This window comes from Sphingomonas sp. LR60 (genome assembly GCF_036855935.1).
Taxonomy (GTDB): Bacteria; Pseudomonadota; Alphaproteobacteria; order Sphingomonadales; family Sphingomonadaceae; genus Sphingomonas.
Window position 1 is genome coordinate 2,401,429 of the sequence record NZ_JASPFK010000001.1, and the last position, 26,642, is coordinate 2,428,070.

Here is a 26,642-nt window from a genome sequence, read left to right on the forward strand (position 1 = left end):
GGAGTTTGCCCGCGAAACCCGCGCTTCGACAGGTTCAGCAAGAACGGGGGTGGAAAGACGCCCCCGCCCTCCCGTCACCCCGGACTTGATCCGGGGTCCCGCTTTCTTCGCGACCGGCACAAAAGAAGCGAGGCCCCGGATCAAGCCCGGGGCGACGGCTCAGGTCACACGATCAACGATCAGTGATTATCGCGCGGCAGCCCCATGGTCTGCGCGATGCGCTGATACTTCTCCGCGCCCTCCAGGATCGCGCCGGTGCTCATCTGCCCGACGACCGCGCGCTGGATCTCCTGCCACGGCGTCTGCGAGGCTGGGTAGGCATAGCCACCCGCCGCTTCCAGCGCCGCACGCCGCTCGGCCAGTTCCGCGTCGGAAATCAGCACGTTCGCCGTCCCCTTCGACAGATCGACCCGCACGCGGTCGCCGGTCTTCAGCAGCGCGAGGCCACCCATCGCCGCTGCCTCGGGCGAGGCGTTAAGGATCGACGGCGACCCGCTGGTCCCCGACTGCCGCCCGTCGCCGATGCATGGCAGCGCATGGACGCCCTCGGTGATCAGATACGCCGGCGGCCGCATGTTCACGACCTCTGCCGCGCCCGGATAGCCGACCGGCCCCGCCCCGCGCATGAACAGCAATGTCTCCGACGTGATGCCCGTCGCCGGATCGTCGATCCGCGCGTGATAATCCTCCGGCCCGTCGAACACCACCGCTGGCCCCTCGAACGCCTCGGGGTCGTTCGGGTTCGACAGGTAACGGTCGCGGAACTCAGGCGAAATGACGCTGGTCTTCATCACCGCGGCGTCGAACAGATTGCCCGACAGCACGATGAACCCGGCCTCTTCCTTGAGCGGCGCGTCGTACGGACGAATGACCTTCTCGTCCTCGATCTCGCGTCCGCGGCAATTGTCGCCCATGGTCTTGCCGTTGACGGTCAGCGCGTCCTCGGCGATCAGGCCCTGTTCCATCAACTGGTTGACCACCGCCGGCACGCCGCCCGCACGGTAATAATCCTCGCCGAGATACTCGCCGGCCGGCTGCAGGTTCACCAGCAGCGGCACCTTGTGCCCCTCGGTCTCCCAGTCCTTGATCGGCAAATCGACCCCGACATGGCGCGCGAGCGCGGCGAGGTGGATCGGCGCATTGGTCGACCCGCCGATCGCCGAATTGACCTTGATCGCATTGTGGAAAGCATCCTTCGTCAGGATGTCCGAGGGCTTGAGATCCTCCGCGACCATCTCGACGATCCGCTTGCCGGTGAGATACGCTACCTCCTGCCGGTCGCGATACGGCGCCGGGATCGCCGCCGAGCCGGGCAGCGACATGCCGAGCGCTTCGGCCAGCGAGTTCATCGTCGTCGCGGTGCCCATCGTGTTGCAATAGCCCGTCGACGGCGCCGACGACGCCACCAGCCGGATGAACTCGGCATCGTCGATCTCGCCCGCCGCGAGCAATTGCCGCGCCTTCCACACGATCGTGCCCGAACCCGTCCGCTCGCCCTTGTGCCAGCCGTTGAGCATCGGCCCGACCGACAGAGCGATCGCCGGAATGTTGACGGTCGCTGCCGCCATCAGGCACGCCGGGGTCGTCTTGTCGCAGCCGATCGTCAGCACCACGCCGTCGAGCGGATAGCCGTACAGCACCTCGACCAGCCCGAGATACGCGAGGTTGCGGTCGAGCCCGGCGGTCGGGCGCTTGCCGGTTTCCTGGATCGGATGCACCGGGAATTCCAGCACGATCCCGCCCATCTCGCGCACGCCCTCACGCACCCGCTCCGCGAGCACCAGATGGTGGCGGTTGCATGGGGAAAGGTCGGAACCGGTCTGCGCGATGCCGATGATCGGGCGACCCGACTGCAACTCCTCCAGCGTCAGCCCGAAGTTCAGATAGCGCTCCAGATACAGCGCCGTCATGTCGATGTTCGCCGGATTGTCGAACCACGCACGGCTGCGCAGCTTCGTCGGATCGTGGGGGGCGGTCATGCAGGCGGACTCCAAAGCGAAAGGCAGCGATATAGTCGGACAAATAACATAAGACTAACGGAGCGTCGCCAGCGAAATCCCCTCCGCCATCGCACGATAACCCGCGATACTAGGGTGAAGTCCGTCGCCGCTGTCATAGGCGGGGAGCAGACGATCGGGCCGCGCCGGGTCGCGCATCATCCGGTCGAAATCGATCACGCGATCGGCGTTGCCCGGCGTGCGGATCCAGGCGTTGATCGCCTGCCGATCCGCCTCGCTCGCCGCACCGGGATGATAATAAGCGTTGGTCGAAAAAGGCATGATCGTCGCGAGATGCACCGTCATCCCCTTGGCATGCGCCCGCGCGACCATTTGCGCATAGGCACCCGTCACCCCCGCCACCAATGCGCGATGCGCCTCGGGGCTGGCGGGCTGTTCGCGGGTCAGCACGCCGATATCGTTGACGCCCTCCAGCACGATCAGATGCTTCGCACCGGCCTGCCCGAGCACGTCGCGGTCGAAGCGCGCCATGGCATTCGTCCCGGTCCCGTCGAGCAGCAGCCGATTGCCGCCGATCCCCAGGTTGAGCACCGCCACCTTACCGCCCAGTCGCCGCGCGAGCCCGTCGGTCCAGCGCGCGTTGGTGTTGGGCTTCACACCATAGCCATCGGTGATCGAGATCGCCGAAGGCGACCACCCCGTTCGCCGTGGCGCAGCGCTCGACCTCCACGCCCGAAATCTGGAACCAGTGATCGGTCGCGGTCGCCCCCGTCAGGTCGGCCGCACCGGTCGCGTCGCCCTTCGCGATCCACGAGGTCGCGCGCGATCCGGGGTGCGAAGTCTGCCCCTCCGGCGCCACCGGCAAATAGGCCGACACCGCCAGATCGTCGAATGCCGCGACCGGAAGCGTCACCGCATCGCTCCACCATTCCGCGCCGGGCGGCACGATCACGTCGCGCGCGCCGCCGAACGACAGCGCGCGCAGGCTGCCCGGCGTCACCCGCGCGCTCGCAAGATCCGCCGAGCGCGCGATGCTCGCAGCGGCGATGCGCAGCGGCGCGCGACCATAAGCGTTCGAAAAGCGCACCCGCACCCGCGCGCCGCCCAGCGATGGGCGAACGATCTGGCGCAGCGTCGCGTCGCGCAGCAGGTCGTCGGCCAGGACGTTCTCGCCCTGCGGCGTCATCTGCGCGGAAGCCCAGGCCGCCTGCCAGCTACAGGAACGCGCGGCGGCGGGGGTGGCGGCGAGGCCGAGCAGCGCGGCGGCAAGCACGAACGAGGATCGCATGGACGCTCCGAAAGAAAGAAGGGCCGGGCTCGCGAAGAGACCGGCCCCAAGAGTCGACGCGCCGAATAAAGGGGAGAAAAACGGCGCGCCTAACGCAATCAGAAAAGCGGGCGAGTGCCGGACGGCACCGGAGGAAAGACGTCATGGACGACACGGTTCGGGCCGGGCGTGGTGATCGACATCTTCCTCTCCATGACCGTTCGCGCCGGTCGCACCTGATCCGAGAACATGCTCGCATGGTGTTGATAGCGGTATCACAAACTTCTCCGCATCCGTCAACCGGCCTGTGTCAGACGAACGTCGCGGTAGCGGGGATTGAGCAGGTGGAACACCAGCAGCGCCACCAGATAGGCCACGCCACAGGCGACGAAGAACGGCCCGTAGCTGCCGACGGTGTCGAGCAGCAGCCCGAGCGACTTGGACGCGATGAAGCCGCCAACCGCGCCCGCGAACCCGCCGAGCCCGATCAGCGTCCCTTGGGCGAAGCGCGGAAACTGGTCGCCCGGCAGCGCGAACAAATTGGTAGAGAACCCCTGGTGCGCCGCGCACGCCAGCCCGATCAGCAGCACCGCGATCCAGATGCTGCTCGCCTGCCCCGCGAACATCACCGGCAGCGCGAACAAGGCACACGCGAACATCGCCCGCTTGCGCGCCCGGCCGGTCGCCACCCCGCGCTTGAGCAGGTGCGACGAATACCAGCCGCCCGCGATCGCGCCGAAATCGGCGAGAATGTAGATCGCGACAAGCGGCGGCCCGAAGCTTTTCAGGTCATAGCCATATTGCTTGTTGAAGAAGTCCGGCAGCCAGAACAGGAACGTCCACCACACGGGATCGATCAGGAACCGCCCCGCCATATAGGCCCAGGCTTCACGATGCCGCAGCACGCGCAGGAAGCCGGCGCGCCCCTGGTCGATCGCCGGTTCGATCTCGATCCACGCACGTTCCTCGGGCGACAGCCGCGGGTGCTCGGCGGGCTTGTGGTACAAGCGCCACCACGCGAACAGCCAGACAAGGTTGAACAGCCCGGTGATGATGAATGCCCAGCGCCAATCGAGCAGCAATCCGGCGACGATGAAGCCGATCAGCAGCGGGGTGACCACCGCCCCGACGTTCGCCCCGGCGTTGAAGATGCCGATCGCGAGCGCGCGCTCCTTCTTGGGAAACCATTGCGACGCGGCGGCGAGCGCGGAAGGGTAGGTTCCCGCCTCGCCGAACGCGAGCGGGATGCGCGCGATCACGAAGCCGGTCGTCGAGGTGACGAGCGTCTGCGCGAAATGGCCGAACGTCCAGCTGCCCATCGCGAGCAAATAACCGTATTTCGGCCCGATCCGGTCGATCAGCCATCCGAAAATCAGGAAGCCGATCCCGTAGAAGACCTGGAAATAGCCGGTGACGTCGCCGTAGCCGGTGTTCGTCCAATGATAGAGTTCGGTCAGCTGCGGCTTGAGCACCCCCAGCACCAGCCGGTCGACGTAGGACAGCACCACCGCCGCGAACAGCAGGCCGCAGATGATCCAGCGAACACGACCCTTGGGTCGCGGAACCTCGGATATGGCGGCCTCGGGCGCGTGCTGCGCGGCGTCGGTGAAGTCGCTCATGGGCGGACTCTCCTTGTTCCCCGGCGTAGGCCGGGGCCTGGTTGGGAAGGCCTCCGCGATCTACCCGAACCGTTTCCCGACTGGACCCCGGCCTTCGCCGGAGAACGGACGGCGGCGTGTGTGAGCATGGCCCTCACCAACTCCACAGCGTGCCATCCTCCAGCCGGTTCACCGGCAGATATGCGCGCTTATATTCATACCCCGCCGCAAGCTGCTCATCGATATCGATCCCCAGCCCCGGCGCATCCCCCGGATGCATCATCCCATCCTCGAAGCGATAGGAGTGCGGGAACACCGCATCGGTCTCGGCGGTGTGCGGCATATGCTCCTGCACCCCGAAGTTCGGGATCGACAGGCCGAAGTGCAGCGCCGCCGCCATAGTAACCGGCGACAGGTCGGTCGCGCCGTGGCAACCGGTGCGGACCTGATACAGATCGGCGAGCGCGGCGACGCGGCGCAAATGCGTGATCCCGCCGGCATGGACGATCGTCGCCCGGATATAGTCGATCAGCTGCTGCTCGATCAGCGTCTTGCAGTCCCAGATCGAATTGAACACCTCACCGACAGCGATCGGCGTCGTGGTGTGCTGGCGGATCAACCGGAACGCGTCCTGATTCTCGGCCGGGGTGGGATCCTCGATCCAGAACGGGCGATACGGCTCCAGATCGCGCCCAAGCCGCCCCGCCTCGATCGGGGTCAGGCGATGGTGGACGTCGTGCAGCAGGTGAATGTCCGGCCCCAGCGCCTCGCGCGCCGCGGCGAACAGCTCGGGCACCACACGCAGGTATTTCTCGGTCGACCAGACCGACTCGCTCGGCAAGGCGGCGTCGGCGGGTTCGTAGCGTTGCCCCGGCTTCGCGACGCCATAGGTGGAGGCGAGCCCCGGCACCCCGCATTGCAGCCGGATCGCCTTATACCCCTTGTCACGCTCCGCCAGGGCGACCGCGATCGTATCCTCGATCGAGGTGCCGTTGGCGTGCGCATAGACCATGCACGCCTCGCGAGCGGCACCGCCCAGCAACTGATAGACCGGCAATCCGGCGAGCTTGCCCTTGATGTCCCATAGCGCCACGTCGACCGCCGCGATCGCGGTCATCGTCACCGGCCCGCGCCGCCAATACGCCCCCTTGTAGAGATACTGCCAGATATCCTCGATCCGGTGCGCCTCGCGTCCAATCAGGCACGGCACGACATGCTCGGACAGATAGGCGGCGACCGCCAGCTCGCGTCCGTTCAGCGTCGCGTCGCCGACCCCGGTGGTGCCGTCGTCGCAGGTGATCTTCAGCGTGACGAAGTTGCGACCGGGCGAGGTGATGATGACGCGGGCATCGGTGATGATCGGCATGGTCTCTCTCAGGCGTAATCGAGCGTGACGGTCGGCGCAGCGGTGTTCCGGCACGGCGGCGCGCGACGTGCGCGGATCGCAGTCATTCGACGATAAGCGGCCACGCGCGCACTCTCCAGTCACTTCCGATCTGCCGTCGGGACTTGTGAATTAACACTGATAGCGTTAACATGGCGGCGAAGAAGCGGCATTGTCAATGCCGCCGAAGGTAGCGGGAGCGGTGATGAAAGCACGTTCGGGATGGCTGGGTGCGCTCGCCCTGCTGATGGCAAGCGCCGCGCATGCCGACGACGGATACCGTCTGTGGCTGCGCGCGCCTGCCGCCGCACCGGCCACTGCGACGGTCGCGGTCCGTGGTGATACCGCCACGCTGCGCCTCGCCGCCGCCGAACTGTCGCGTGCCTTGCCGGCGGGCATGAACGTCACCGTCGCCACTGCTGCCGACAATGCGACGGCGGCGCTGCGGCTGCCGTTCGCGCCGCTCGGCGACGAGGGCTATCTGGTCCGCCCCGTCACGCTCGACGGCAAGCCGACGCTGCTGGTCGCGGGCAACAGCGACCGCGGCGCGCTGTACGGCGCGTTCGCGCTGCTGCGGCATCTCGCCACCGGCGGAAGCGCGGCCAATGCGACGCTCACCAGCACCCCCAAGGTGAAGCTGCGCGTCCTCAACCATTGGGACAATCTCGACGGCACCGTCGAGCGCGGGTACGCCGGCGTGTCGCTATGGGATTGGTGGGCGCTCCCCGACTTCGAGGACCCGCGCTACACCGACTATGCGCGCGCCAATGCGTCGATCGGCATCAACGGCACGGTGCTCAACAACGTCAATGCCAAGGCCGACAGCCTGACCCCGCGCTACATCGCCAAGGCGGCGGCCTTGGCCGACGTATTCCGCCCGTGGGGGATCAAGGTCTATCTCTCCGCGCGCTTCTCCGCGCCGATCGAGCTGGGCGGGCTCAAGACCGCCGATCCGCGCGATCCGCAGGTGGCGGCGTGGTGGAAGGCGAAGGCCGACGAAATCTACCGCGCGATCCCCGATTTCGGCGGGTTCCTCGTCAAGGCGAACAGCGAAGGCCAGCCCGGCCCGCGCGATTATGGCGCGAGCCATGCGGATGGCGCGAACATGCTCGCCGCCGCGGTCAAGCCGCATGGCGGAATCGTGATGTGGCGCGCGTTCGTCTATGCCGAAACTGACCCCGAGGACCGCGCCAAACAGGCGTATACCGAGTTCAAGCCGCTCGACGGCACCTTCGCCGACAATGTGCTGGTGCAGGTCAAGAACGGCGCGATCGACTTCCAGCCGCGCGAGCCCTTTCATCCGTTGTTCGGCGCGATGCCCAGGACGCCGTTGATGATCGAGTTCCAGATCACCAAGGAATATCTCGGCTTCGCAACCCACCTCGCCTATCTCGGCCCGCTGTTCGAGGAAGTGCTCGCGGCGAAGACGGGGCGCGGCGCCGAAACGGTCGCCTCGGTCGTCGACGGCAGCAGCGAGCGGCACCGGCTGACCGGCATGGCGGGCGTCGCCAATATCGGCCGCGATCGCGACTGGTCGGGCTCGACCTTCAACCAGGCCAATTGGTACGCGTTCGGCCGGATGGCGTGGGACCCGACGCTGACCGCGGCGCCGATCGCGCGCGAATGGGCGCAGCAGACCTTCGGCACCGATCCTCGCGTCGTCGGTACCGCCGTGAAGATGATGATGGGCTCGCGCGAGGCGGTGGTCGACTACACCGGCGCGCTCGGGCTCGCGCATCTGATGGCCACCGGCCACCATTACGGCCCGGGGCCGTGGGTCGCCGATCTGGCGCGCCCCGAGTGGAACCCGGTCTATTACCACAAGGCGGATCGCAACGGCATCGGCTTCGACCGGACGAAGACCGGCAGCGACGCCGCCGCGCAATATGCGCCCTCGGTCGCCAGGCGGTTCGCCAACCCGAAGACCACGCCGGCGCGCGACCTTTTGTGGTTCCACCATGTCGCGTGGGACCGGAAGATGCCGTCGGGCAAGACCCTGTGGGAGGAACTCGTCGCGTATTACGATCGCGGCGTGGGCTATGTCGGCGAGATGCGGCGGCAATGGGACGGCGTGCGGTCACAGGTCGATGACGAGCGCTGGCAGAAGACCGCCACCTATCTGGCGGTGCAGGAACGCGAGGCACGCTGGTGGCGCGACGCCAGCCTCGCTTACTGGATGTCGGTCAACGGCCGCGCGCTCCCGCCCGGGGTCGCCGCACCCGAGCACGATCTGGCGTGGTACAAGGCGCAGGCGTTCCCGTACGTCCCTGGCCACCACGATTGAGGAAACCCTTCAGCCCTCCCCTGATGGGGCGGAGTGAAGCCCAGCATCCTCGCTGCAATTGAACATAGACCCGCAATCTGACGCTTGCCGACGCCGCCCGCGGTCGCCAAGAACCCTGCAATGGACTGTCCGGCATGAACGAACCGCGCGGGTCGCGCCGCCAACGCAACGCCCCGACGATCAGCGACGTCGCGGCACATGCCGGCGTGTCGCCGATGACGGTCAGCCGCGTCATCAATCGCGAGGGCAGCGTACGCGACGCGACCCGCGCGCGCGTCGAGGAAGCGATCGCCAAGCTGCGCTACGCGCCTTCTGCCGCCGCGCGGATGCTGGCGGGGGGCGAGGACTTCCGGCTCGGCGTGCTGCACACCACCACCAGCCTGTTCTATTTCAGTGAGTTCCTGGTCGGCTGTCTCGATCAGGCCGCGCGTCAGAACGGGCAGATCATCGTCGAGCAATGCGCCGAAGGTGGCGAAGTGGCGGCGATCGAGCATCTGCTGCACGGACGCGTCGACGGCCTGCTGCTCCCACCCCGCTCGGCGACGCCGAGACGGTGCTGGCGATGCTGCGCGAGCGCGACGTGCCGGTCGTCGCGGTGTCGACCGGGCGTGCGCCGGAATGGGCGCTGTCGGTCAGCATCGACGATCGCAAGGCCGCGTACGAGATGACGCGTCATCTCGGCACGCTCGGTCATCGCCGGATCGGCTTCATCACCGGCGCCGCGAATCAGAGCGCGACCGGCGAGCGGCTCGCCGGCTATCGCGATGCGGTGGCCGACATGGCGCTCGACGCCGACGATGCGCTGATCGCCGAGGGCAATTTCGGCTATCGCTCCGGGCTCGACGCCGCGGAGCGCCTGCTCGACCTGCCCGACGCGCCGACCGCGATCTTCGCCAGCAACGACGACATGGCCGCCGCGACGGTGGCGATCGCGCACCGCCGCGATCTCGACGTGCCGGGCGACCTCACCGTCTGCGGCTTCGACGACTCGGCACTCGCAACGACGGTCTGGCCGGAGCTGACGACGATCCGCCAGCCGGTCAGCGATATGGCGCGCACCGCGGTCGACCTGCTGATGAGCGAAATCCGCCAGCGGCGCGGCGGCAGCAGCGAGGATCATCCGCACGTTGTGGTCGATTATGCGCTGATCCGGCGGCAGTCGGACGCGGTCCCGCGCCGTCGCCCGCGCGCCACGGGCTGATCGTCCCACACCGGCGACGAAGGCGCTTCCCCCGCCCCCCACTTCAGCCTAACAGCGCGGATATATGTGGCAGCTCTACCAGTTCCCGCTGTGTCCGTTCACGCGCAAGGTCCGCACCCTCCTCAACGAGAAGGACGTGGGCTATCAACTCATGCGCGAGAACCCGTGGGAGCGGCGCGACGCCTTCATCGACATGAATCCCGCCGGGCAGACCCCGGTAATGACCGACAACGATCGCGGCGTCGTGCTGCTCGATTCGATGGCGATCTGCGAATATTTCGAGGAGACGGTCGAGCGGGTTGCGATGATCAACGGCACCGCCGCCAATCGCGCCGAGATTCGGCGGCTGGTGACGTGGTTCGACACGCACTTCTACCGCGACGTCACCCAGCCGCTGCTCGACGAACGCATGATCAAGCGGGTCGCGCATCGCATGGCCCCCGACGCGTCACGCTTGCGTGAGGCGATGAAGTCGGCGGTCGGGCATCTCGACTATATCGACTTCCTGCTCGACCATCGGAAATGGATCGCGGGTTCGACGATCAGCCTCGCCGATCTTGCCGCAGCGGCGCAGATTTCGGTCGCCGATTATCTCGGCGGGATCGACTGGGCCGGCCATGCGCTGACCAAGGCATGGTATTCGGCGTTCAAGAGCCGCCGCAGCTTCCGCCCGCTGCTCGCCGAACGGATCAGCGGGATCGAACCGCCGAGCTATTACGAGAACCCGGACTTCTAACCGCCACTGCGTGCTCCTGCGGACGCAGGAGATCAGGGTCCGAAACGGTGTCGCTCGTGGCTCTGGGTTCCCGCATCCGCAGGAACACGGCAACGCTTCTCATCGACAGGATCGAGCCCCCATGCACGCCTCCCACGACCCCGCCGCCCCGCCCGCGCCTCCGATCGGGTTCGACGACTTTCTGGCGGTCGACGTGCGGGTCGGGACGATCGTCGCGGCCGAGCCCTTCCCCGAGGCGCGCAAGCCGGCGTTCAAGCTGACGATCGACTTCGGTCCGGCGATCGGCACGAAGCGCTCATCGGCGCAGATCACCGAGCATTACGGTTGCGACGAGCTGGTCGGGCGACAGGTGGCGGCCGTCGTCAACTTCCCGCCGCGCCAGATCGGCAAGTTCATGTCGCAGGTTCTAACCCTCGGCTTCCCCGACGCGGACGGAAAGGTCGTTCTGGTGCAGCCGAGCGTGGCGGTTCCCAACGGCGGGCGGCTGTTCTGATGCGGCAGGCACACGGACGACTGACGATCGCGACACGCGGGGCGGGACTTGTCGAGGTGACCGACGAGGTCACGGCATGGCTGGACGCGCAGGATATCGCCGACGGTCTGCTGACCGTCTTCTGTCGCCACACCTCCGCCTCGCTGCTCATCAACGAGAATGCCGCCCCCGCCGTACGCCGTGATCTGGAGCGGTATTTCCAGCGGCTCGCGCCCGAATCGCGCGACTACGAACATGACGACGAAGGGCCGGACGACATGCCGGCGCACCTCAAGACCGCGCTGACCAACGTCTCCATCGGGATCCCCGTCCTCGACGGCCGAATGGTGCTGGGCACATGGCAGGGCCTCTACCTGTTCGAACACCGCGCCGCACCACACCGCCGCACGCTCGCGCTCCACGTGATCGGCGAATAACCCCGCCGCAACCGTCGTCCCTGCGAAGGCAGGGACCCATGTCTGCATCGTCCGGCCACATCTTTGACACAGGGCGCAACGCTCATGTGTCAGTCGGTCTGGCAAACTCGGCACAAATCTGAGCCACGCTTCGTCAAGCGAACCCTCTTCCGAAGTTACCGCCGTGCTCCTGCGAAAGCAGGAGCCCAGAGTTTTCACACACCATAAGGCGTTGTTCTGCGTGAACCCTAGGCTCCTGCTTCCGCAGGAGCACAAGCTCGTACGGCCCCACTTTCTACACTTTCGGAAAAATCTCGCCTTCGCCGGAGCGACCAAGGAGATGGGTCAAGCCACGAGGGTTGGTTGCTGAAATACAATGACGCAGGTTGCAACCATCATTGCGAGCGTAGCGAAGCAATTCAGGGCCGGATCAGGACGCCCTGGATTGCTTCGCTACGCTCGCAATGACGACTCCGGTTCCAAATGATGTCTTCGACCTCTAACCCGGATCTTCTTCCCGTGCTCCTCCGAACGCAGGAGTCCAGGGTTTCACACACCATAAGGCGTTGTTTTGCGTACCGCTGCGCTCCTGCTTTCGCCGGAGCGTAAGATACCCTTTGCGCCGGCAACGATAGAGGTAGGTCAAGCCAGACGAATTAGTTGCTGGAGTGCGATGGCGTATGTTGCAACGGCCATTCCGAACGCAGCGAAGCAACCCAGAGCCAGTTCAGCCCCCGATCAAGTCGCTACCGTCCCACCCTAAACGCCCGCTACTTCGGCTCCGCCAGCGTCAGGATCGACAACCCCGTCGGCATCGGCAGCCGCCCGACCAGATGGCGCTCGGCGCGGAAGATCCGCTCGAACAAGGCGTTGAGCGGTGCGACGGGAGGCGAGTCGTCACTGTCGTCGCGCCCGGTCAATCGCCCGGCAATCCGCGCCACCGCTGCCAGCGGAAACAGCAGCGAGTTGAAATAGGTAAGCCCGCGCTCGCGCAGCCCCGCCTTGCGAAGCGCGCCAAGCAACGTCTTCTTGGAATAACGCCGGTGGTGGTGGTTCACCACGTCATGCGCGCTCCACATCCATTGATGCGCCGGCACCGCGATCACGATTTTTCCGCCCGGCGCCAGACACTCGCGCATCGCCGACAATGCCGCGACATCATCCTCGATATGCTCGACGACATCCAGCACCGCGATCAGGTCATAATGTCCGCGCGGCACGCCGGGCAACGCCGGAAGCGGTGCATCACCGACCGGCTTGCCCAGCCGCTCGCTGGCGATCGCGCGCGCCGCCGGATCGATCTCGATCGCGTCGACATCGCCGAATTCCGCCAGCATCGGCAGATTGTGTCCGGTGCCGCAACCGATCTCGAGAATACGCGCTGCCGTCGGCAGCTTGCCCGTGCGGGTCAGGTAATCGGCCAGAATGTCGCGGCGCGCACGATACCACCAATGCGTGGAATCATGCTCAGCCATGCGATCATAGACACGGCGATCCATCAATAATTACTCTTTATCACGCAAAGACCCAGAACCGGTACAGGAGGAACGTCACCATCGGCGTGACGAACACGTTGGTGACCAGCGGCCACCACGTCGCCCCGTGCATCGGTCCGGTCAGGAACCACACGAAGAAGGTGTTCAGCGAAAAGCTGACCAACGTCACCACCAGAAAGCGTCCGCCCGTGCGCGAGACGTTGTCACGCTCGCCCACGTCGCGGAAGCTCCAGCGGCTGTGGATGACATAGCCCGCCACCATCGACACCAGATAGCCGAGCACATTGGCGATCAACGGCCAGAAGCTGCGATGGTCGAGCGGCCATCGCGCCTGTGCATAGGTCGCGATCGGCCAATAGACCGCGGCATAGATGGCGGTCGCCGCGCCACCCGTCAGCCCGAAACGCACCAATTGCCAGAACAGCGCGCGCAATTGCTCGATCCTGGCGTGTGTCTGCAACGTCGTCACAACCCTGCCCCTTCCGCCGTCCGACTAGGCCCGCGGGCCGGTGCTGGCAATGGCCGGCGTGCGCGCGCATGGGGTTGGCGTGTGCGCGCGCGCACCGGTCGCCCCGTTGCCGTTTCGTTGCCCGCGGCCTAAGCACCGCCGCATCGACGGGCCGCCCTTCTCGGCGCGGCGTGAAGGGATTGTGTTGACCAACCATTTGTTGCCGCCCGCTACGCAAGACCGGGTCGTGCGGACGCTCGACCGCCACTGGCTCCGGCTGACGTTGCTGGCATGGGCGGGGATCGCGATCTGGTACGTCTGGCAACGCTGGGCGGCGATCCACTGGCTGTCGCTGGGCGACACCGACGACAATATGCGGTTGATGCAGGTCCGCGCGCTGCTGAACGGTCAGGGCTGGTTCGACCTGCGCAACTACCGGCTCAATCCGCCGGGCGGGTTCGACATCCATTGGTCGCGGCTGGTCGATCTGCCGATCGCGGGACTGATCGTGTTGCTGCGCCCGTTCGTCGGGGTGGCGGAGGCCGAGCGGCTGGCATGCGGCATCGCGCCGCTGCTGCCGATGGCGGTGGTGCTGGTGGCGCTCGGCGCGACGCTGCGGCGGCTGGTGCATCCGCTGGCGTGGCCGCTGGGGATTGCGCTGTTCCTTGCCACCAATGTCGCGCTCGGAATGTTCATGCCCGACCGGATCGACCATCATGGTTGGCAGCTGGCGATGCTGGCGGTGACGGTCGCCGGGCTGTGCGATCCGCAGCGCGCGCGCGGCGGTGCACTGGTTGGCACCGCGACCGCGATTTCGCTCACGATCGGCCTCGAAATGCTGCCCTACGCCGCGATGGCGGGGGGTATTATCGGGCTCGCCTGGGTATGGGAGCGGGCAGAACGTGAACGGCTGGCGTTCTACGCGGTGTCGCTCGCCGGCGGCGTGGCGGCGGGTTTTGCGGCCTTCACCTCCTACGCCAATCGCGTCTATCGCTGCGATGCGCTGACCCCGGTATACGCCTCGACCGTGGTGCTGGCCGGCGGGCTGCTGCTGGCGCTCGCCGTCATTTCCCCGCCCAAGCCACTGATACGATTGCTGCTGGCCGTCGCGGCCGGTGCAGTGATCGCGGCGTTCTTCTCGCTCGCCTACCCGCAATGTCTGGGCCGGCCCGAGCAGGTGTCGAACGAACTCTATACCAGTTGGCTGTCGCAGGTCCGCGAGGCCAAGCCGATCTACCGCCACCCGCTGCGCGTCGCCCTCCCCATCGTCACCCTGCCGCTCATCGGATTAATCGGTGCATTGTTCGCGACTTGGCGAGCGCGGCGGCAGCCGACCTTGCGCGGCTGGGCGTGTGTGGCGCTGTTCGGCGCGTTCGCGGCGCTGATGCTGCTTTGGCAGGCGCGCGCCGGACCCGCCGCGCAACTCCTTGCAATCCCTGGCGCTGCAGCGCTGGCGTGGATGGCGGTGCCGTGGCTGGCGGCGCCGCGTTACTGGTGGGCGAAGGCGGCAGCCGCGGCGGCCCTGTTCGTGATCGTCTCGGGCAGCTTCACGCAGATCATCATCGACCGCTTCAAGGTCGACCGCCCCAACGCCTATGTCCGCCGCGTCAACAAGGCGACCGGGCGCTGCCTGACGATCCCGGCGATGCAGCCGCTCAACCGCTATCCGGCGCAAACCGTCTTCACCTTCGTCGACCTCGGCCCGCGGCTCATCACATTGACGCATCACGATGCAATCGCAGGGCCTTACCACCGCAACGGCGACGCGATCCTCGACGTCCACCACGCCTTCATGGGGACCCCCGAGGTGGCGCGCGCGATCATGAAACGGCACGGCGCGACCATGCTGCTGGTGTGCCCGGACATGGCCGAATCGACCAATTATCGCGCCAAGGCACGCGGCGGCTTCTACGACCGTTTGGCCAAGGGCGAGCATTTCGACTGGCTGGTGCCGCTGCCGATCCGAAAGGGATCGCCGTTCCGCGCGTTCCGGGTGGAATAAGCGCCGGGAATTGCGGCCTTACCGCAACTGCTCCATCACGCCGTCGATCACGAACTGCACCGCCAGCGCGGCGAGCAACACGCCCAGCAGGCGCGTGATCACCGCCTCAATCTTCGCGCCCATCACCCGCATCAGCGGCCCGGCCGCGAGCAGCGACAACAGCATCAGCACGAGGTTCGCCGCCAGCGCCGCCATCACCACCGCGGTCTGTTCGACCCCCTGGCTGCGCGCGGTGAGCAGCATGACCGACGCGATCGATCCCGGCCCGGCGATCATCGGCATCGCCATCGGGAAGATCGAGACGTCGTCGGCTTCTTCCTCGGTGATCTTGGCGGCGCGGTCCTCGCGGCGCTGGGTGCGCTTTTCGAACACCATTTCCAGCGCGATCAGGAACAGCATCACGCCCCCCGCGATGCGGAACGAGGCCAGTTCAATGCCGAGCGCGTGGAGCAGCGGTTCGCCGGCCAGCGCGAAGACCAACAGGATGCCGGCCGCCACCACCACCGCGCGCCCCGCCATCGCGCGGCGATGCGCCGCAGTCGCTCCCGCCGTCAGCCCGGCGAAGATCGGTGCGCAGCCGGGCGGATCGATGATGACGAACAGCGTGATGAACGACGAGACGAACAGCTCAAGCATTACAATGCCGGATCGATCGCGACGCCCGCACGCCGCGTGGCGGCGACGAGCGTGTTGCGCATCAGCACTGCGATCGTCATCGGCCCGACGCCGCCCGGCACGGGCGTGATCGCGCCCGCGACCTCGGCCGCGCGTGGGTCGACGTCACCGACCAGCCCCTCGTCGGTGCGGTTGATGCCGACGTCGATCACGGTCGCGCCGGGCTTGATCCACTCCGGCTGGACGAAGCCGGGGATGCCGACCGCGGCGACAACGATGTCTGCGGCGCGCACATGCCCCATCACGTCGCGCGAGCGGCTGTGCACGGTGGTGACGGTGCAGCTCTGCTGGAGCAGTAGTGCCGCCATCGGCTTGCCGACGATGTTGGAGCGGCCGATCACCACCGCCTCCAGCCCCGCCAGATGCGGGTGAATATCCTGGAGCAGCATCAGGCAGCCGAGCGGTGTGCAGGGCACCAGCCCGTCGAGCCCGGTTGCGAGCCGCCCGGCATTGACCGGGTGGAAGCCGTCGACGTCCTTCTCGGGATCGATGCGCGTGATTACCGCGCGCTCGTCGATGTGGCGCGGCAGCGGAAGCTGGACGAGAATGCCGTCGACCGTCTCGTCGGCGTTGAGGCGATCGACCAGCGCGATCAGCTCAGCCTCGCTCACATCGGCGGACAGCCGGTGCTCGAAACTCTCCATCCCCGCGGCGATGGTCGCCTTGCCCTTGGAGCGGACATAGACCGACGAGGCGGGGTCTTCGCCGACCAGCACCACCGCCAGGCCAGGCTTTCGCCCCGCCTGTTCGGTGAAGGCGGCAGCCGCGGTGGCGACACGGCCGCGCAACGTGGCGGCAAAGGCTTTTCCGTCGATGAGGCGCGCAGTCATGGCGCGACCGCATAGAGCGAAGCGGCGGCGCGCGCCAGCACCTGCGGATCGCCCGCGATCGTCAGCCGCTTCACGCGCGCGGTCTGTCCCGCAACCAACGTAACGTCGCGCTTCGGCACGCCGAAATGTTTGGCGAGCATCACGATCAACGCCGCATTGGCCGCGCCATCGACAGGCGCGGCGGCCAAGCGGGCGAGGAAATGCTCCTCGGTGCCCGCCGACAGCGCATCACGCCCGCCGCGCGGCGTGACGCGAACCGCGACGGCGATCCCGTCAGAGGTTTCGCGCCAGGCGCTCAGACCGCCACGCTGCTCGTCGCGACGCTGAGCGCGATGTTGCTGAGGATGATGTTCAGGATGACGATCAGCAGCAACACCACCATCGGCGCGAAGTCGATCCCGCGCGTGTCGGGGAGCATCCGGCGGATCGGCCGGTACAGCGGCTCGCTCAGCCGCTCCATCCCCTCGTACAACGCCCGGATGAAGTTGTTCGATGTGTTGACGATATTGAACGAGATCAGCAGCGACAGGATGATCTGGATGATGATGATCCAGCGTACGAATTGCAGGATGACCTGCAAAACCTCGATGATGGTGAGCGTCAGCACGCCGGGCGTCTCCAATAGGTGTGGCGGTCATATACTGCACCGGTGGGTGCGGCAAAAGAGCACCGCTATCTGCGGATCAAGGTGCCTGCACCGCGCTTGGTAAAGATTTCGAGCAGCATCGCGTGGGGGACCCGCCCATCCAGCACGACCGCGGCATCCACGCCGGATTCGACCGCGGCGACGCACGTCTCCAGCTTGGGGATCATCCCGCCCGAAATCGTGCCGTCGGCACGTAGTTCGGCGACCGACGCGGGGTTCAGGTCGGTAACCAATTGACCCTGCTTGTCGAGCACGCCCGCCACGTCGGTCAGCAGGAAGAAGCGCGATGCGCCGAGCGCGGCGGCGATCGCACCCGCCATCGTATCGGCGTTGATGTTATAGGTGTGTCCGTCGGCGCCGAGGCCGATCGGCGCGATCACCGGAATGATCCCGTCGCGGCTCAGCGAATCGATGATCCGGCGATCAACCGCGACCGGCTCGCCGACGAAGCCGAGATCGACTTTGCGCTCGATCCCCTGCAGCGGATCCGGGTCGCTGCGGCCGACCTTCTCGGCCTGCACCAGCCCGGCGTCCTTGCCCGAGATGCCGACGGCGCGGCCACCGGCGCGGCCGATCCAGCTGACGATTTCCTTGTTGATCGATCCGGCCAGGACCATCTCGGCGATCTGCGCGGTTTCGGCGTCGGTGACGCGCAAGCCATCGACAAAGCGTGATTCGACGCCCAACCGCTTGAGCATCCGCCCGATCTGCGGTCCACCGCCGTGCACGACGACCGGATTGATCCCGACCGCCTTGAGCAACACCACGTCCTCGGCGAAATCGGCCTGCGCCTCGGGGTCGCCCATCGCATGACCGCCGTATTTCACGACGAAGGTCTTGCCGGCATAGCGTTGCAGATACGGCAGCGCCTCGACCAGCGTTTCGGCCTTCAAGGCGGGCGACAGGTTCGGATCACTCATGAGCCGCGCCATAGCGGCGGGCGGGCGCGCCGAAAAGGTCAGGTGTCGAGCCGCCGCCCGATCGCCACCAGCGCATAGATCAGCGGCGGGACGAGCGCGATCGACAGCACGACCTTCGCGAGCATTTGCCCCGCCATCAACCAGCCGACCGCCGACAGCCCGAAGGCGATCGAAATGAACAGCACCGAATCGACGATCTGGCTGAGTGCGCTGGCGGTCGCGGCGCGGAACCACAGCAATTTGCCGCCTTCCCGCCCCTTCAGCCACGAGAAGATCGTGACGTTGAGCGTCTGCGACACGCCATAAGCGACGATCCCGCCCGCCCAGATCCACGGCGTCGCGCCCATCATCTGGTTGAACGCAGCGAGATGCCCGCTGTCCATCTCGGGCGCGGCGGGCAGGACGAGCACGACCAACGTCAGCACCATCGACACCAGCAGCGGGACGAATCCCATCAGCACCAGCCGTCCCGCGACCTTCTGCCCGTGCAGTTCAGCGATTGCGCTGGAGGTGACGACCAGCAGCAGGAAGGCGAAAATTCCCGCTTCCACCGCGAGCGGCGGCAATCCGACCAGCGGGCCGAGCTGCGAGATCGGGCCAAGCGACACCTGCTTGTTGCCGAGCACCCCGGCGATGCACACCATGCCGCCGTAGAAGATCGAGAAGGCGAACAGCGAGGGCGGAATCGGGCGTCGAACAGGGGCTTCCATCGCGGCGGTGTACGGGGCGGCGGCGGGGCGGGCAAGGTGCTGGGGCAGCATCACACTTCGTCATTGCGAACGCAGTGAAGCAAACCAGGGCGTCGCGCGGAACACTGGATTGCTTCGCTGCGCTCGCAATGACGAGGGAGGTTATCTCTACCACCCGATCTTGGCTGGCGATCCGCCAGCGGGCATGTCATGGCGCGGAACTTCGACAGCGAAGAAGAAAATGCAACGGACTCTCATCGGCCTGGCGGGCATTGCCGTCATCCTGCTGCTCGCGGTGCTGTTGTCGGCCGACCGGCGCGCGATCCGGCTGCGGATCGTCGCCAGCGCCTTTGCGCTGCAAGCGACGATCGCGACGATTGTGCTCTACTGGACGCCGGGGCGCGCGGCGCTGGCCGGCGCTTCGTCGGGGGTCGCGGCACTGCTCGGCTATTCGCAGAAGGGCACCGAATTCCTGTTCGGCAATCTCGCCAGCCCCGCGGTCGGCGGGCAGAGCTTCGCGATCGCGGCGCTGCCGGTCATCATCTTCTTCGCCAGCCTCGTCTCAATCCTCTATTATCTGGGCGTGATGCAGTTCGTGGTCCGCTGGATCGGCGGCGCGATCGAAAAAGTCATCGGGACCAGCAAGGTCGAGAGCCTGTGCGCGGCGGCCAATATCTTCGTCGGGCAGAGCGAATCGCCGCTGGTGATCCGCCCCTACCTTGCGGGGCTGACCCCGGCGCAGGTGTTTACGGTGATGACCAGCGGGATGGCGGGCGTCGCGGGGACGATCCTCGCGGCCTATGCCTCGATGGGGATCAGCATCGACTATCTGCTCGCCGCCAGCTTCATGGCTGCGCCCGGCGGGATCCTGATGGCGAAGATCATCATGCCCGACCGCGTCGTCGCGCCGGAAGGTGAGTTGCCGCTCGGCGACCTGCCGGACGAACAGCGCCAGATCGAGCTGGCCGAGGCGCGGATCAGCGGGCGCGGCCCTGCCGCGCTGCTGCCCGAGGGCACGCCGGGCGAGCCGTTGCCCGACGCGACGCATGACGAGGAAAAGCCCGCCAATCTGATCATGGCCGCCGCACAGGGCGCACAGACCGGCGTCAAGCTGGCGGTGGCGGTTGGGGCGATGGTGCTGGCGTTCGTCGCACTGGTGGCGCTCGCCAACGGGCTGCTCGGTGCGGCGGGCGGGTTGATCGGGATGCCGGGGCTGAGCTTCCAGGGCCTGCTCGGCTATGTCTTCCAGCCGGTCATGTACCTGCTGGGCGTGCCGTGGAACGAGGCCGGGATTGCGGGCGGGCTGTTTGGTGAAAAGATCGTGCTCAACGAATTCGTTGCGTACATCGACCTCGGCAAGCAGGCGGCGGCGCTGTCGCCGCGGACGATCGCGGTGGTGACCTTCGCGCTGTGCGGATTCGCCAATTTCAGCTCGATCGCGATCCAGATGGCGGTGACCGGCAGCCTCGCTCCCAATCAGCGGCCGACGATTGCGCGGCTGGGGCTGCGTGCGCTGGCGGCGGGCAGCCTCGCCAATCTAATGAGCGCGGCGCTGGCGGGGCTGCTGATCGGCTGAGCCGGTCGAAGTTGTCGAAGTTTGCGCCTAACGGCTCCTGTGCGCGCACGGGTGGCGGCACGATGGCGTGCGCCTCGCCTATGCTGGCAGATGTTGGACGGTGTAGGACAGCGCCGTGGCGGTGGAGCGGTCCTCGACGCCTGACGCTGCGGGGTGACGACGGCTGGCGGAGTATGACGCACAAGGAAAAGGCCGCCGGATCGCTCCGACGGCCTTCCGCACGCTAAAGGTAAAGCCGGATTAGACCAGCTGGGTCTTGCCGCTGGTGCGACGGCGGCGAGCCGCTGCGCCGATCATGCCGAAGCCCAGGATCATCGTCATCCAGGTGGTCGGCTCGGGAACCGCGCTGGTCACCGCGATCGAGTTCAGCTTGAACGCGTCGTTCTTGTTGTCCGGACCGAAATACGAGCCGCCAATGACCCAGACGTTGCCGCCCTTGCTCGGCGAAAGGTTGTACGTCTGCTTCGCCGCGCCGTTATAGTCGTCGCTGTTGCTGTTGAACCAGGCGTCGCCCGACTGCTTGGAGGTGTCGACGTTCAGCCCGGCTGCGAAGGTCGACAGCGCCGATGCGGTCATCGCCGTGCTGAAGCCGAGCGTACCGCGCGCGATGAACGCGTCGTTGTCGGAATAGTTGTTGCCGCTCAGCTGGTACGGGTTGAGCACCGCCGACTGGAGCGAGACCGCCTGATCGAACTGCAGGACCAGGAATTCCCAGCCGTTCTTGTTGTCGATCGTGTGCAGGTTGCCGCTGGCGGTCTCGTTTGCCTGGTAGATGCCCAGACCGTTCGAGCCCCACGACCCGATCTGCGCGGCCTGATAGGTGCCGTTCGTCAGCAGCGTCCATGCGGTCGCCCGCACGTTCAGCGTCGACTTGCCGTCCGACGACTTCACCGCATAGTTGACGGTGTCGTATGCATAACGGCTGTCGTTGCTGACGATGGTCTTGCCGTTCGACGTGCCCGTCGCGGTGTTGATGACGAAATCGGCGGCCTGCGCCGGCATGGCGGCGAAAAGCGCACCGGTAGCGATCGCGAGTTGCGCGAAACGAGTCATTTTCCTGATTTCCCCTTTACTTGTCGAAAACCGCCATTCCTCATCTGGATCAGCGCCGCAATCGGCTTGCGTAACGACCCCGTCCCTGATCGGAACAGTTCCAGACACTTACGGACAGGAGTGGAATCGCCCGCGCTTGTCCCCTAAATGCGCCGGCATGACCGAGATCACCGTCGCCGCGCTCCAGCTCGCCTTTTCCGCCGATATCGATGCGAATATCGCCAAAGTATCCGACGCGGTGCGTGAGGCACATGCGCGCGGCGCGCAGGTGATCCTGCCGCCCGAGCTGTTCGAGGGCGAATATTTCTGTCGGGTCGAGGACGAATCGCTGTTCGCGAACGCCGCGCCGGTCGGCGAGCACAAGGCGGTGCTGGCGATGCAGGCGCTCGCCGAGGCACTGAAGGTATATATCCCGACCAGCTTCTTCGAGTTGGACGGACCGCATCACTATAATTCGCTCGCGATGATCGGTCCGGACGGCGAGGTGCAGGGCGTCTATCGGAAGAGCCACATTCCCGATGGACCGGGCTATGAGGAGAAGTTCTACTTCCGCCCCGGCAACACCGGGTTCAAGGTGTGGAACGGGCCGCGCACCCGAGGGCATCAGACCAAGCTGGGCGTCGGCGTCTGCTGGGATCAATGGTATCCCGAGACCGCGCGCGCGATGATGCTAATGGGTGCGGAGCTGTTGTTCTATCCGACCGCGATCGGGAGCGAGCCGCACGACACCTCGCTCGACACCGCGCGCCTGTGGCGGCGTGCGATGGTCGGCCATGCGGTGTCGAACGTGGTGCCGGTGATCGCCGCGAATCGGGTCGGGGTCGAACATGACCAGACCTTCTACGGCACCAGCTTCATCACCGACGAGCGCGGCGATATCCTGGCCGAACTGGACCGCGAGGAAGAGGGCGTGATCGTCGCGACGCTCGATCTCGACCGCGTGCGGCGTCATCGCGCGGCGTTCGGCTTCTTCCGCGACCGTCGTCCCGAGCTGTACGGGCGACTGGTGCAGGATATCTGAGATCGTTCGACGGCTATCGTCGCCCCGGACTTGGTCCGGGGCGACGGAGTCAGCTGGGCCGCAGTTCCAGCGCCTTGGCGAAGACGCTTTCGAACATCTCCGCGGTCAGCCGCCCGGTGTTCTGATTGTAGCGCGAGCAGTGATAGCTATCGATCAGCACCCGCCCGTCCGGCACGCGGTGCACCGCGCCATGTTCGAAGCGTGCCTTGGGCAGCTTGCCGCCGAGCACCTTGACCACCGACTGGTGCGCGACCTGCCCCAGCGCGATATAGACGCGCGCGGTCGGGAGAGCGTCCACCTGCCCTTCTAGGAACGGGCGACAGGTGCGGACTTCCTCGGGCGTGGGCGCGTTGCCCGGCGGCAGGCACTTGACCGCGTTGAGGATGATCGCGCCGTCGAGCGTGATGTCGTCCTCCCGGCTGCCGGTGAAGGTACCGTGCGCCAGCCCGAATTTTGCGAGCGTGCCATAGAGGAGCGCCCCTGCCCCATCGCCGATGAACGCACGCCCGGTGCGATTCGCGCCCTTCATTCCCGGCGCGAGCCCGACGATCGCCAGCCACGCCTGCGGGTCGCCGAACGCGGGCACCGGCGCGTTCCACCATTCGGGGTGTTGCGCGCGCATTTCGTGGCGGAGGTCGACGAGGCGGGGACAGCGCGGGCAATCGAGCGGCGGTTCGGTCGCGGGAAGCGAAGAAGGTGCGAAGGTCATCGGGGTGCGATAGGCGCTTGCGGATGCCTGCATCAATCTTTCTCCTCGCCTTGGGCTCCAATCGGTGCGGCCGGCATGGGACGCCGCGCGACGAAGTGGCGGCGGCATTGCGACTGCTGGGCGGGCGTTCGTCGCCGATCATCGCGAGTGAGCCGCTCGGTCCGTCGACGCGCACCTTCGCCAACAGCGCGGTGCTGATCGAGAGCGACGAGACGCCGCCAGCCCTGCTGGCGCGCCTGAAGGCGATCGAGCGCAGCTTCGGACGGCGGCGCGGGCGGCGTTGGGGCGCACGGGTGATCGACCTCGACATCATCCTGTGGTCGGGCGGCGCGTGGCGGAGCCCGACGCTGACGATCCCGCATCCGGCGTTCCGCGCGCGCGCGTTCGTGCTGGGGCCGGCGACGGCGATCGCGCCGGATTGGCGTCCGCCGGGCAGCGCGTTGACGCTGCGACATCTCCATGCCCGGTTGACCCGCGCGCGCGCCGCCCTAACCGGCTTCGATCCGCGTGAGGGTCCGTAGCTCAGTCGGTAGAGCAAGCGACTTTTAATCGAGAGGTCCCGGGTTCGAGCCCCGGCGGACCCACCACGCGGAGCTTATCACTGTTGCGCGCTTACGTTGTCGCTGGTGGCGCTCTGGTGACACGGGCGCGAGCAGAGGATCACCGTGACCCGCGCTGACGAGGTTTGGCGATAGCCGATCATACCGGCCATGTTTGATATCACTGCGCTCCTGACCACGGCCAGGCTGGATCACCATCTCCCCGCCCTGATGTAGTCGGGGAAGCCGAACGGCGATCAGGCGTACAACGGGACGCGACAGGTGCCGAAGCTTTACGCCGCCAATCGGCTCCCATCCCCTCAGCGTGACCTCAATTGACGAACTTCCTTGCCATCCACCCTGAAAATCATATAATTCATCACAATCGATTGCGAACTAAGAGATTCGCGAAGATAGAGGGGGTTATGCGACACGGATGGTGTACGACTGCGGCAGCGTGCGCAGCGATGACGAGCGCGGTTCCCGCCGTCGCCAAGGTCACCGCGGATCCGGCGTCGCGCGTGTTCCGTCTCGACGGCGGTGGCGTCACCTATGCGCTCGGCGTCGATGACAAGGGATATCTCCAGCCGCTTTATTGGGGATCATCGCTGGCCGCCAACGACCCGCTCGTGTCGACCGACCCGGTCAAGACCGGCGATCCGGTGCTGGTGAAGGCGCCCGGCGAACTATCGGGCTTCGACCCCGCCGGATCGGTGACGCTGCAGGAATTTCCCGGACAAGGCGAAGGGCTGGTCAGCGATCCCGGCATCAAGGCGATCTTCGCCGACGGCAATCGCGACCTCGTCCTCAAATACCGGTCGCACCGCGTGGACGGCGAGACGCTGTACGTCGAACTCGCCGACATCCGTCGCCCGCTGACCGTCACGCTGCGCTACACCATCGATCCCGACACCGGCGTGCTGGCGCGCTCCGCCTCCGTCCGCAATGGCGACCGGCGCGCCGTGCGCGTCGACCAGATCGCCTCGGCGGTCTTCACGCTGCCGGTCGGCGACGATTACCGGCTCCACTATCTCACGGGGCGTCACGCCGCGGAATGGACCAAGAAGGAGGTCGGCATCACTCCCGCGCTGACCGTGCTGGAAAGCCGCCGCGGGTCGACCGGGCATGGCAACAACCCCTATTTCGCGATCGGTAAGGATGGGCTGACCACCGAGGAGCACGGCCCGGTCTGGTACGGCGCGCTGGCGTGGTCGGGATCGTTCCGGATCAGCGTCGGGCAGGACAATCTCGGCCGCGTCCGCATCATGACCGGCTACAACCCCTATGACTTCTCCTGGTCGCTGAAGCCGGGTGAGACGCTGGACACGCCGGTCTTCTACGCCGGCTATTCCACGGGCGGGCTGGGCGCGGCGTCGCGTACCTTCCACACGTTTGAGCAGGCGCACATCGTTCCCGGCGGCCAGAAGGCGCGGCTACGTCCGGTCCTCTACAACAGCTGGGAAGCGACCGCCTTCGACGTGACCGAAGCGGGGCAGGAAGCGCTCGCCGAAAAGGCCGCGAAGATCGGCGTCGAGCGCTTCGTCGTCGACGACGGCTGGTTCGGCGCGCGCAACAGCGACAAGGCGGGGCTCGGCGACTGGACCGTCAACCCGACCAAATTCCCGAACGGCCTGAAGCCGCTGATCGACAAGGTCTATACGCTCGGCATGGACTTCGGACTGTGGGTCGAACCCGAGATGGTCAACGTCGACAGCGACCTGTACCGCGCGCACCCCGACTGGGTCCTCAACTACACCGGCCGTCCGCGGACCGAGGGGCGCAACCAGCTGGTCCTCAACCTCGCGCGGCAGGATGTTCGCGACCATCTGCTCGGCGTGCTCGACCGGCTGGTCACGCAGAACGATGTCGCGTTTCTCAAGTGGGATTATAACCGCAACTGGACCGAGGCGGGCTGGCCCGGGGTGCCGGTCGCGGACCAGCAGCGCGTCTACGTCCAATACGTCGGCAACCTCTATTACATCCTGTCCGAGCTTCGTCGCCGCCATCCGAAGCTGGAGATCGAGGCGTGCTCCGGCGGCGGTGGGCGCGTCGACCTCGGCATCATCGGCCTGACCGACGAAGTCTGGCCGTCCGACAACACCGACCCCGCGGACCGGCTGATGATCCAGGACGGCTTCACCCAGGTGTATCCGGTTTCGGTCATGATGGCGTGGGTGACCGACAGCCCCAATTGGGCGAACACCCGCGCGACCTCGCTCGACTACCGCTTCCTGTCGTCGATGCAGGGCGGGTTGGGGATCGGGGCCAATCTCGACAAATGGCAGGCCGAGGACTTCACGACCGCCCGCAAGTGGGTCGCCGCCTACAAGACGATCCGCGAGACGGTGCAGCGCGGGGCGCTCTATCGCATCGATCCGCCCAGCAACGACAATGCGTCATCGGCGACGATGTACGTGTCGCAGGATCGCCGCCAGGGCGTCATGTTCCAGATGCTGCATTCGTCGATGTGGCGCGACAATCCGGCAGCGCAGCATCCGCAGGGGCTCGATCCGGCGCAGGTCTACGCCGTTCGCGTGCTGGGCGGTGGCGCCTTGCCGGACGGCGTGCCAGCGCGCGCCAGCGGAGCCTATTGGATGGAGCACGGATTGCGCGCGCCGCTCAAAGGCGATTTCGTCGGTACCGCCTTCGTCTTCGAAGTGGCACAGTAATCAGGGTAATCTCGGATGAGCCCACCAAGAGGCTCACCGGGTCGCAATCGACA

Annotated in this window: 24 protein-coding genes, 1 tRNA gene and 1 pseudogene; 11 read left to right on the forward strand and 15 right to left on the reverse strand. The window is 66.5% G+C overall.

Annotation, left to right across the window (positions count from 1 at the left end; all coding sequences use genetic code 11):
• Positions 1-179: 179 nt before the first annotated feature.
• The 5 genes from QP166_RS11285 to manD all read right to left on the reverse strand — a co-directional run bounded on the left by QP166_RS11285 (position 180) and on the right by manD (position 6,189).
• On the reverse strand, positions 180-1,979 hold the full coding sequence (locus QP166_RS11285) for an IlvD/Edd family dehydratase (protein ID WP_333915984.1): 1,800 nt from the start codon (positions 1,977-1,979) through the stop codon (positions 180-182).
• 54 nt (positions 1,980-2,033) lie between these two features.
• Complete coding sequence (locus tag QP166_RS11290; protein ID WP_333915985.1) at positions 2,034-2,615, reverse strand: SGNH/GDSL hydrolase family protein; 582 nt, start codon at positions 2,613-2,615, stop codon at positions 2,034-2,036.
• Complete coding sequence (locus tag QP166_RS11295) at positions 2,557-3,246, reverse strand: hypothetical protein (RefSeq protein ID WP_333915986.1); 690 nt, start codon at positions 3,244-3,246, stop codon at positions 2,557-2,559. The genes QP166_RS11290 and QP166_RS11295 overlap by 59 nt, the downstream gene beginning before the upstream one ends.
• 275 nt (positions 3,247-3,521) lie before the next feature.
• Complete coding sequence (locus QP166_RS11300; RefSeq protein ID WP_333915987.1) at positions 3,522-4,844, reverse strand: MFS transporter; 1,323 nt, start codon at positions 4,842-4,844, stop codon at positions 3,522-3,524.
• Positions 4,845-4,977: 133 nt separating this feature from the next.
• On the reverse strand, positions 4,978-6,189 hold the full coding sequence (manD, locus tag QP166_RS11305) for a D-mannonate dehydratase ManD (protein ID WP_333915988.1): 1,212 nt from the start codon (positions 6,187-6,189) through the stop codon (positions 4,978-4,980).
• Between the two features lie 223 nt (positions 6,190-6,412).
• Here manD and QP166_RS11310 point away from each other — a divergent pair, with 223 nt between their 5' ends.
• The 5 genes and pseudogenes from QP166_RS11310 to QP166_RS11330 all read left to right on the forward strand — a co-directional run bounded on the left by QP166_RS11310 (position 6,413) and on the right by QP166_RS11330 (position 11,337).
• On the forward strand, positions 6,413-8,491 hold the full coding sequence (locus QP166_RS11310) for an alpha-glucuronidase family glycosyl hydrolase (protein ID WP_333915989.1): 2,079 nt from the start codon (positions 6,413-6,415) through the stop codon (positions 8,489-8,491).
• Positions 8,492-8,625: 134 nt separating this feature from the next.
• Positions 8,626-9,692, forward strand: a pseudogene (locus tag QP166_RS11315) (LacI family DNA-binding transcriptional regulator).
• A 64-nt stretch (positions 9,693-9,756) separates the two neighbouring features.
• The gene (locus tag QP166_RS11320) at positions 9,757-10,428 is read left to right on the forward strand and encodes a glutathione S-transferase family protein (RefSeq protein WP_333915990.1); all 672 of its coding nucleotides are present in this window, start codon (positions 9,757-9,759) and stop codon (positions 10,426-10,428) included.
• Between the two features lie 121 nt (positions 10,429-10,549).
• Positions 10,550-10,921: a tRNA-binding protein gene (locus QP166_RS11325; protein WP_333915991.1), complete on the forward strand. Its 372-nt coding sequence runs from the start codon at positions 10,550-10,552 to the stop codon at positions 10,919-10,921.
• On the forward strand, positions 10,921-11,337 hold the full coding sequence (locus QP166_RS11330) for a secondary thiamine-phosphate synthase enzyme YjbQ (protein ID WP_333915992.1): 417 nt from the start codon (positions 10,921-10,923) through the stop codon (positions 11,335-11,337). Before QP166_RS11325 ends, QP166_RS11330 begins: the two co-directional genes overlap by 1 nt.
• 749 nt (positions 11,338-12,086) lie before the next feature.
• Here QP166_RS11330 and QP166_RS11335 read toward each other — a convergent pair.
• Together QP166_RS11335 and QP166_RS11340 are read right to left on the reverse strand one after the other, a co-directional pair.
• Positions 12,087-12,815, reverse strand: coding sequence for a class I SAM-dependent methyltransferase (locus QP166_RS11335; RefSeq protein WP_333915993.1), 729 nt, complete (start codon positions 12,813-12,815; stop codon positions 12,087-12,089).
• A gap of 16 nt (positions 12,816-12,831) precedes the next feature.
• Complete coding sequence (locus QP166_RS11340; RefSeq protein ID WP_333915994.1) at positions 12,832-13,281, reverse strand: GtrA family protein; 450 nt, start codon at positions 13,279-13,281, stop codon at positions 12,832-12,834.
• A gap of 184 nt (positions 13,282-13,465) precedes the next feature.
• On the opposite strand from QP166_RS11340, the gene QP166_RS11345 reads away from it, so the two are divergent.
• Positions 13,466-15,262 (forward strand): AcrB/AcrD/AcrF family protein, encoded by a 1,797-nt coding sequence (locus QP166_RS11345; RefSeq protein WP_333915995.1) that lies wholly within the window; start codon positions 13,466-13,468, stop codon positions 15,260-15,262.
• Positions 15,263-15,280: 18 nt separating this feature from the next.
• On the opposite strand, the gene QP166_RS11350 is transcribed toward QP166_RS11345, so the two are convergent.
• The 6 genes from QP166_RS11350 to QP166_RS11375 all read right to left on the reverse strand — a co-directional run bounded on the left by QP166_RS11350 (position 15,281) and on the right by QP166_RS11375 (position 19,043).
• Complete coding sequence (locus QP166_RS11350) at positions 15,281-15,898, reverse strand: MarC family protein (protein ID WP_333915996.1); 618 nt, start codon at positions 15,896-15,898, stop codon at positions 15,281-15,283.
• Positions 15,898-16,767 carry a bifunctional methylenetetrahydrofolate dehydrogenase/methenyltetrahydrofolate cyclohydrolase FolD gene (folD, locus tag QP166_RS11355; protein WP_333915997.1) on the reverse strand — a complete coding sequence of 290 codons (870 nt, stop codon included), beginning with the start codon at positions 16,765-16,767 and terminating at the stop codon, positions 15,898-15,900. Before folD ends, QP166_RS11350 begins: the two co-directional genes overlap by 1 nt.
• Complete coding sequence (locus QP166_RS11360; RefSeq protein WP_333917324.1) at positions 16,764-17,066, reverse strand: DUF167 domain-containing protein; 303 nt, start codon at positions 17,064-17,066, stop codon at positions 16,764-16,766. Before QP166_RS11360 ends, folD begins: the two co-directional genes overlap by 4 nt.
• On the reverse strand, positions 17,063-17,374 hold the full coding sequence (locus tag QP166_RS11365; RefSeq protein ID WP_333915998.1) for a YggT family protein: 312 nt from the start codon (positions 17,372-17,374) through the stop codon (positions 17,063-17,065). The genes QP166_RS11360 and QP166_RS11365 overlap by 4 nt, the downstream gene beginning before the upstream one ends.
• Positions 17,375-17,439: 65 nt before the next feature.
• Positions 17,440-18,333 (reverse strand): acetylglutamate kinase, encoded by an 894-nt coding sequence (argB, locus tag QP166_RS11370; RefSeq protein ID WP_333915999.1) that lies wholly within the window; start codon positions 18,331-18,333, stop codon positions 17,440-17,442.
• Between the two features lie 38 nt (positions 18,334-18,371).
• Entirely contained in the window at positions 18,372-19,043 is a 672-nt protein-coding gene (locus QP166_RS11375; protein ID WP_333917325.1) for a queuosine precursor transporter, read from the reverse strand.
• Between the two features lie 220 nt (positions 19,044-19,263).
• Here QP166_RS11375 and QP166_RS11380 point away from each other — a divergent pair, with 220 nt between their 5' ends.
• Positions 19,264-20,598, forward strand: coding sequence for a NupC/NupG family nucleoside CNT transporter (locus tag QP166_RS11380; protein WP_333916000.1), 1,335 nt, complete (start codon positions 19,264-19,266; stop codon positions 20,596-20,598).
• Positions 20,599-20,838: 240 nt separating this feature from the next.
• Here the strand turns inward: QP166_RS11380 and QP166_RS11385 are convergent, their stop codons facing one another.
• Positions 20,839-21,651, reverse strand: coding sequence for a PEPxxWA-CTERM sorting domain-containing protein (locus tag QP166_RS11385; RefSeq protein ID WP_333916001.1), 813 nt, complete (start codon positions 21,649-21,651; stop codon positions 20,839-20,841).
• 157 nt (positions 21,652-21,808) lie between these two features.
• Here QP166_RS11385 and aguB point away from each other — a divergent pair, with 157 nt between their 5' ends.
• Positions 21,809-22,672 (forward strand): N-carbamoylputrescine amidase, encoded by an 864-nt coding sequence (gene aguB / locus QP166_RS11390; RefSeq protein ID WP_333916002.1) that lies wholly within the window; start codon positions 21,809-21,811, stop codon positions 22,670-22,672.
• Between the two features lie 49 nt (positions 22,673-22,721).
• Here the strand turns inward: aguB and QP166_RS11395 are convergent, their stop codons facing one another.
• Positions 22,722-23,381, reverse strand: a complete 660-nt coding sequence (locus tag QP166_RS11395; RefSeq protein ID WP_333917326.1) for a uracil-DNA glycosylase — start codon at positions 23,379-23,381, stop codon at positions 22,722-22,724.
• A 23-nt stretch (positions 23,382-23,404) separates the two neighbouring features.
• Between QP166_RS11395 and folK the strand changes: the two genes are divergently transcribed.
• From folK to QP166_RS11410, 3 genes are all read left to right on the forward strand, one after another.
• The gene (gene folK / locus QP166_RS11400) at positions 23,405-23,902 is read left to right on the forward strand and encodes a 2-amino-4-hydroxy-6-hydroxymethyldihydropteridine diphosphokinase (protein WP_333916003.1); all 498 of its coding nucleotides are present in this window, start codon (positions 23,405-23,407) and stop codon (positions 23,900-23,902) included.
• Positions 23,893-23,968 (forward strand) — tRNA-Lys (locus QP166_RS11405). Before folK ends, QP166_RS11405 begins: the two co-directional genes overlap by 10 nt.
• 419 nt (positions 23,969-24,387) lie before the next feature.
• Positions 24,388-26,589 (forward strand): alpha-galactosidase, encoded by a 2,202-nt coding sequence (locus QP166_RS11410; RefSeq protein ID WP_333916004.1) that lies wholly within the window; start codon positions 24,388-24,390, stop codon positions 26,587-26,589.
• Positions 26,590-26,642: the final 53 nt, after the last annotated feature.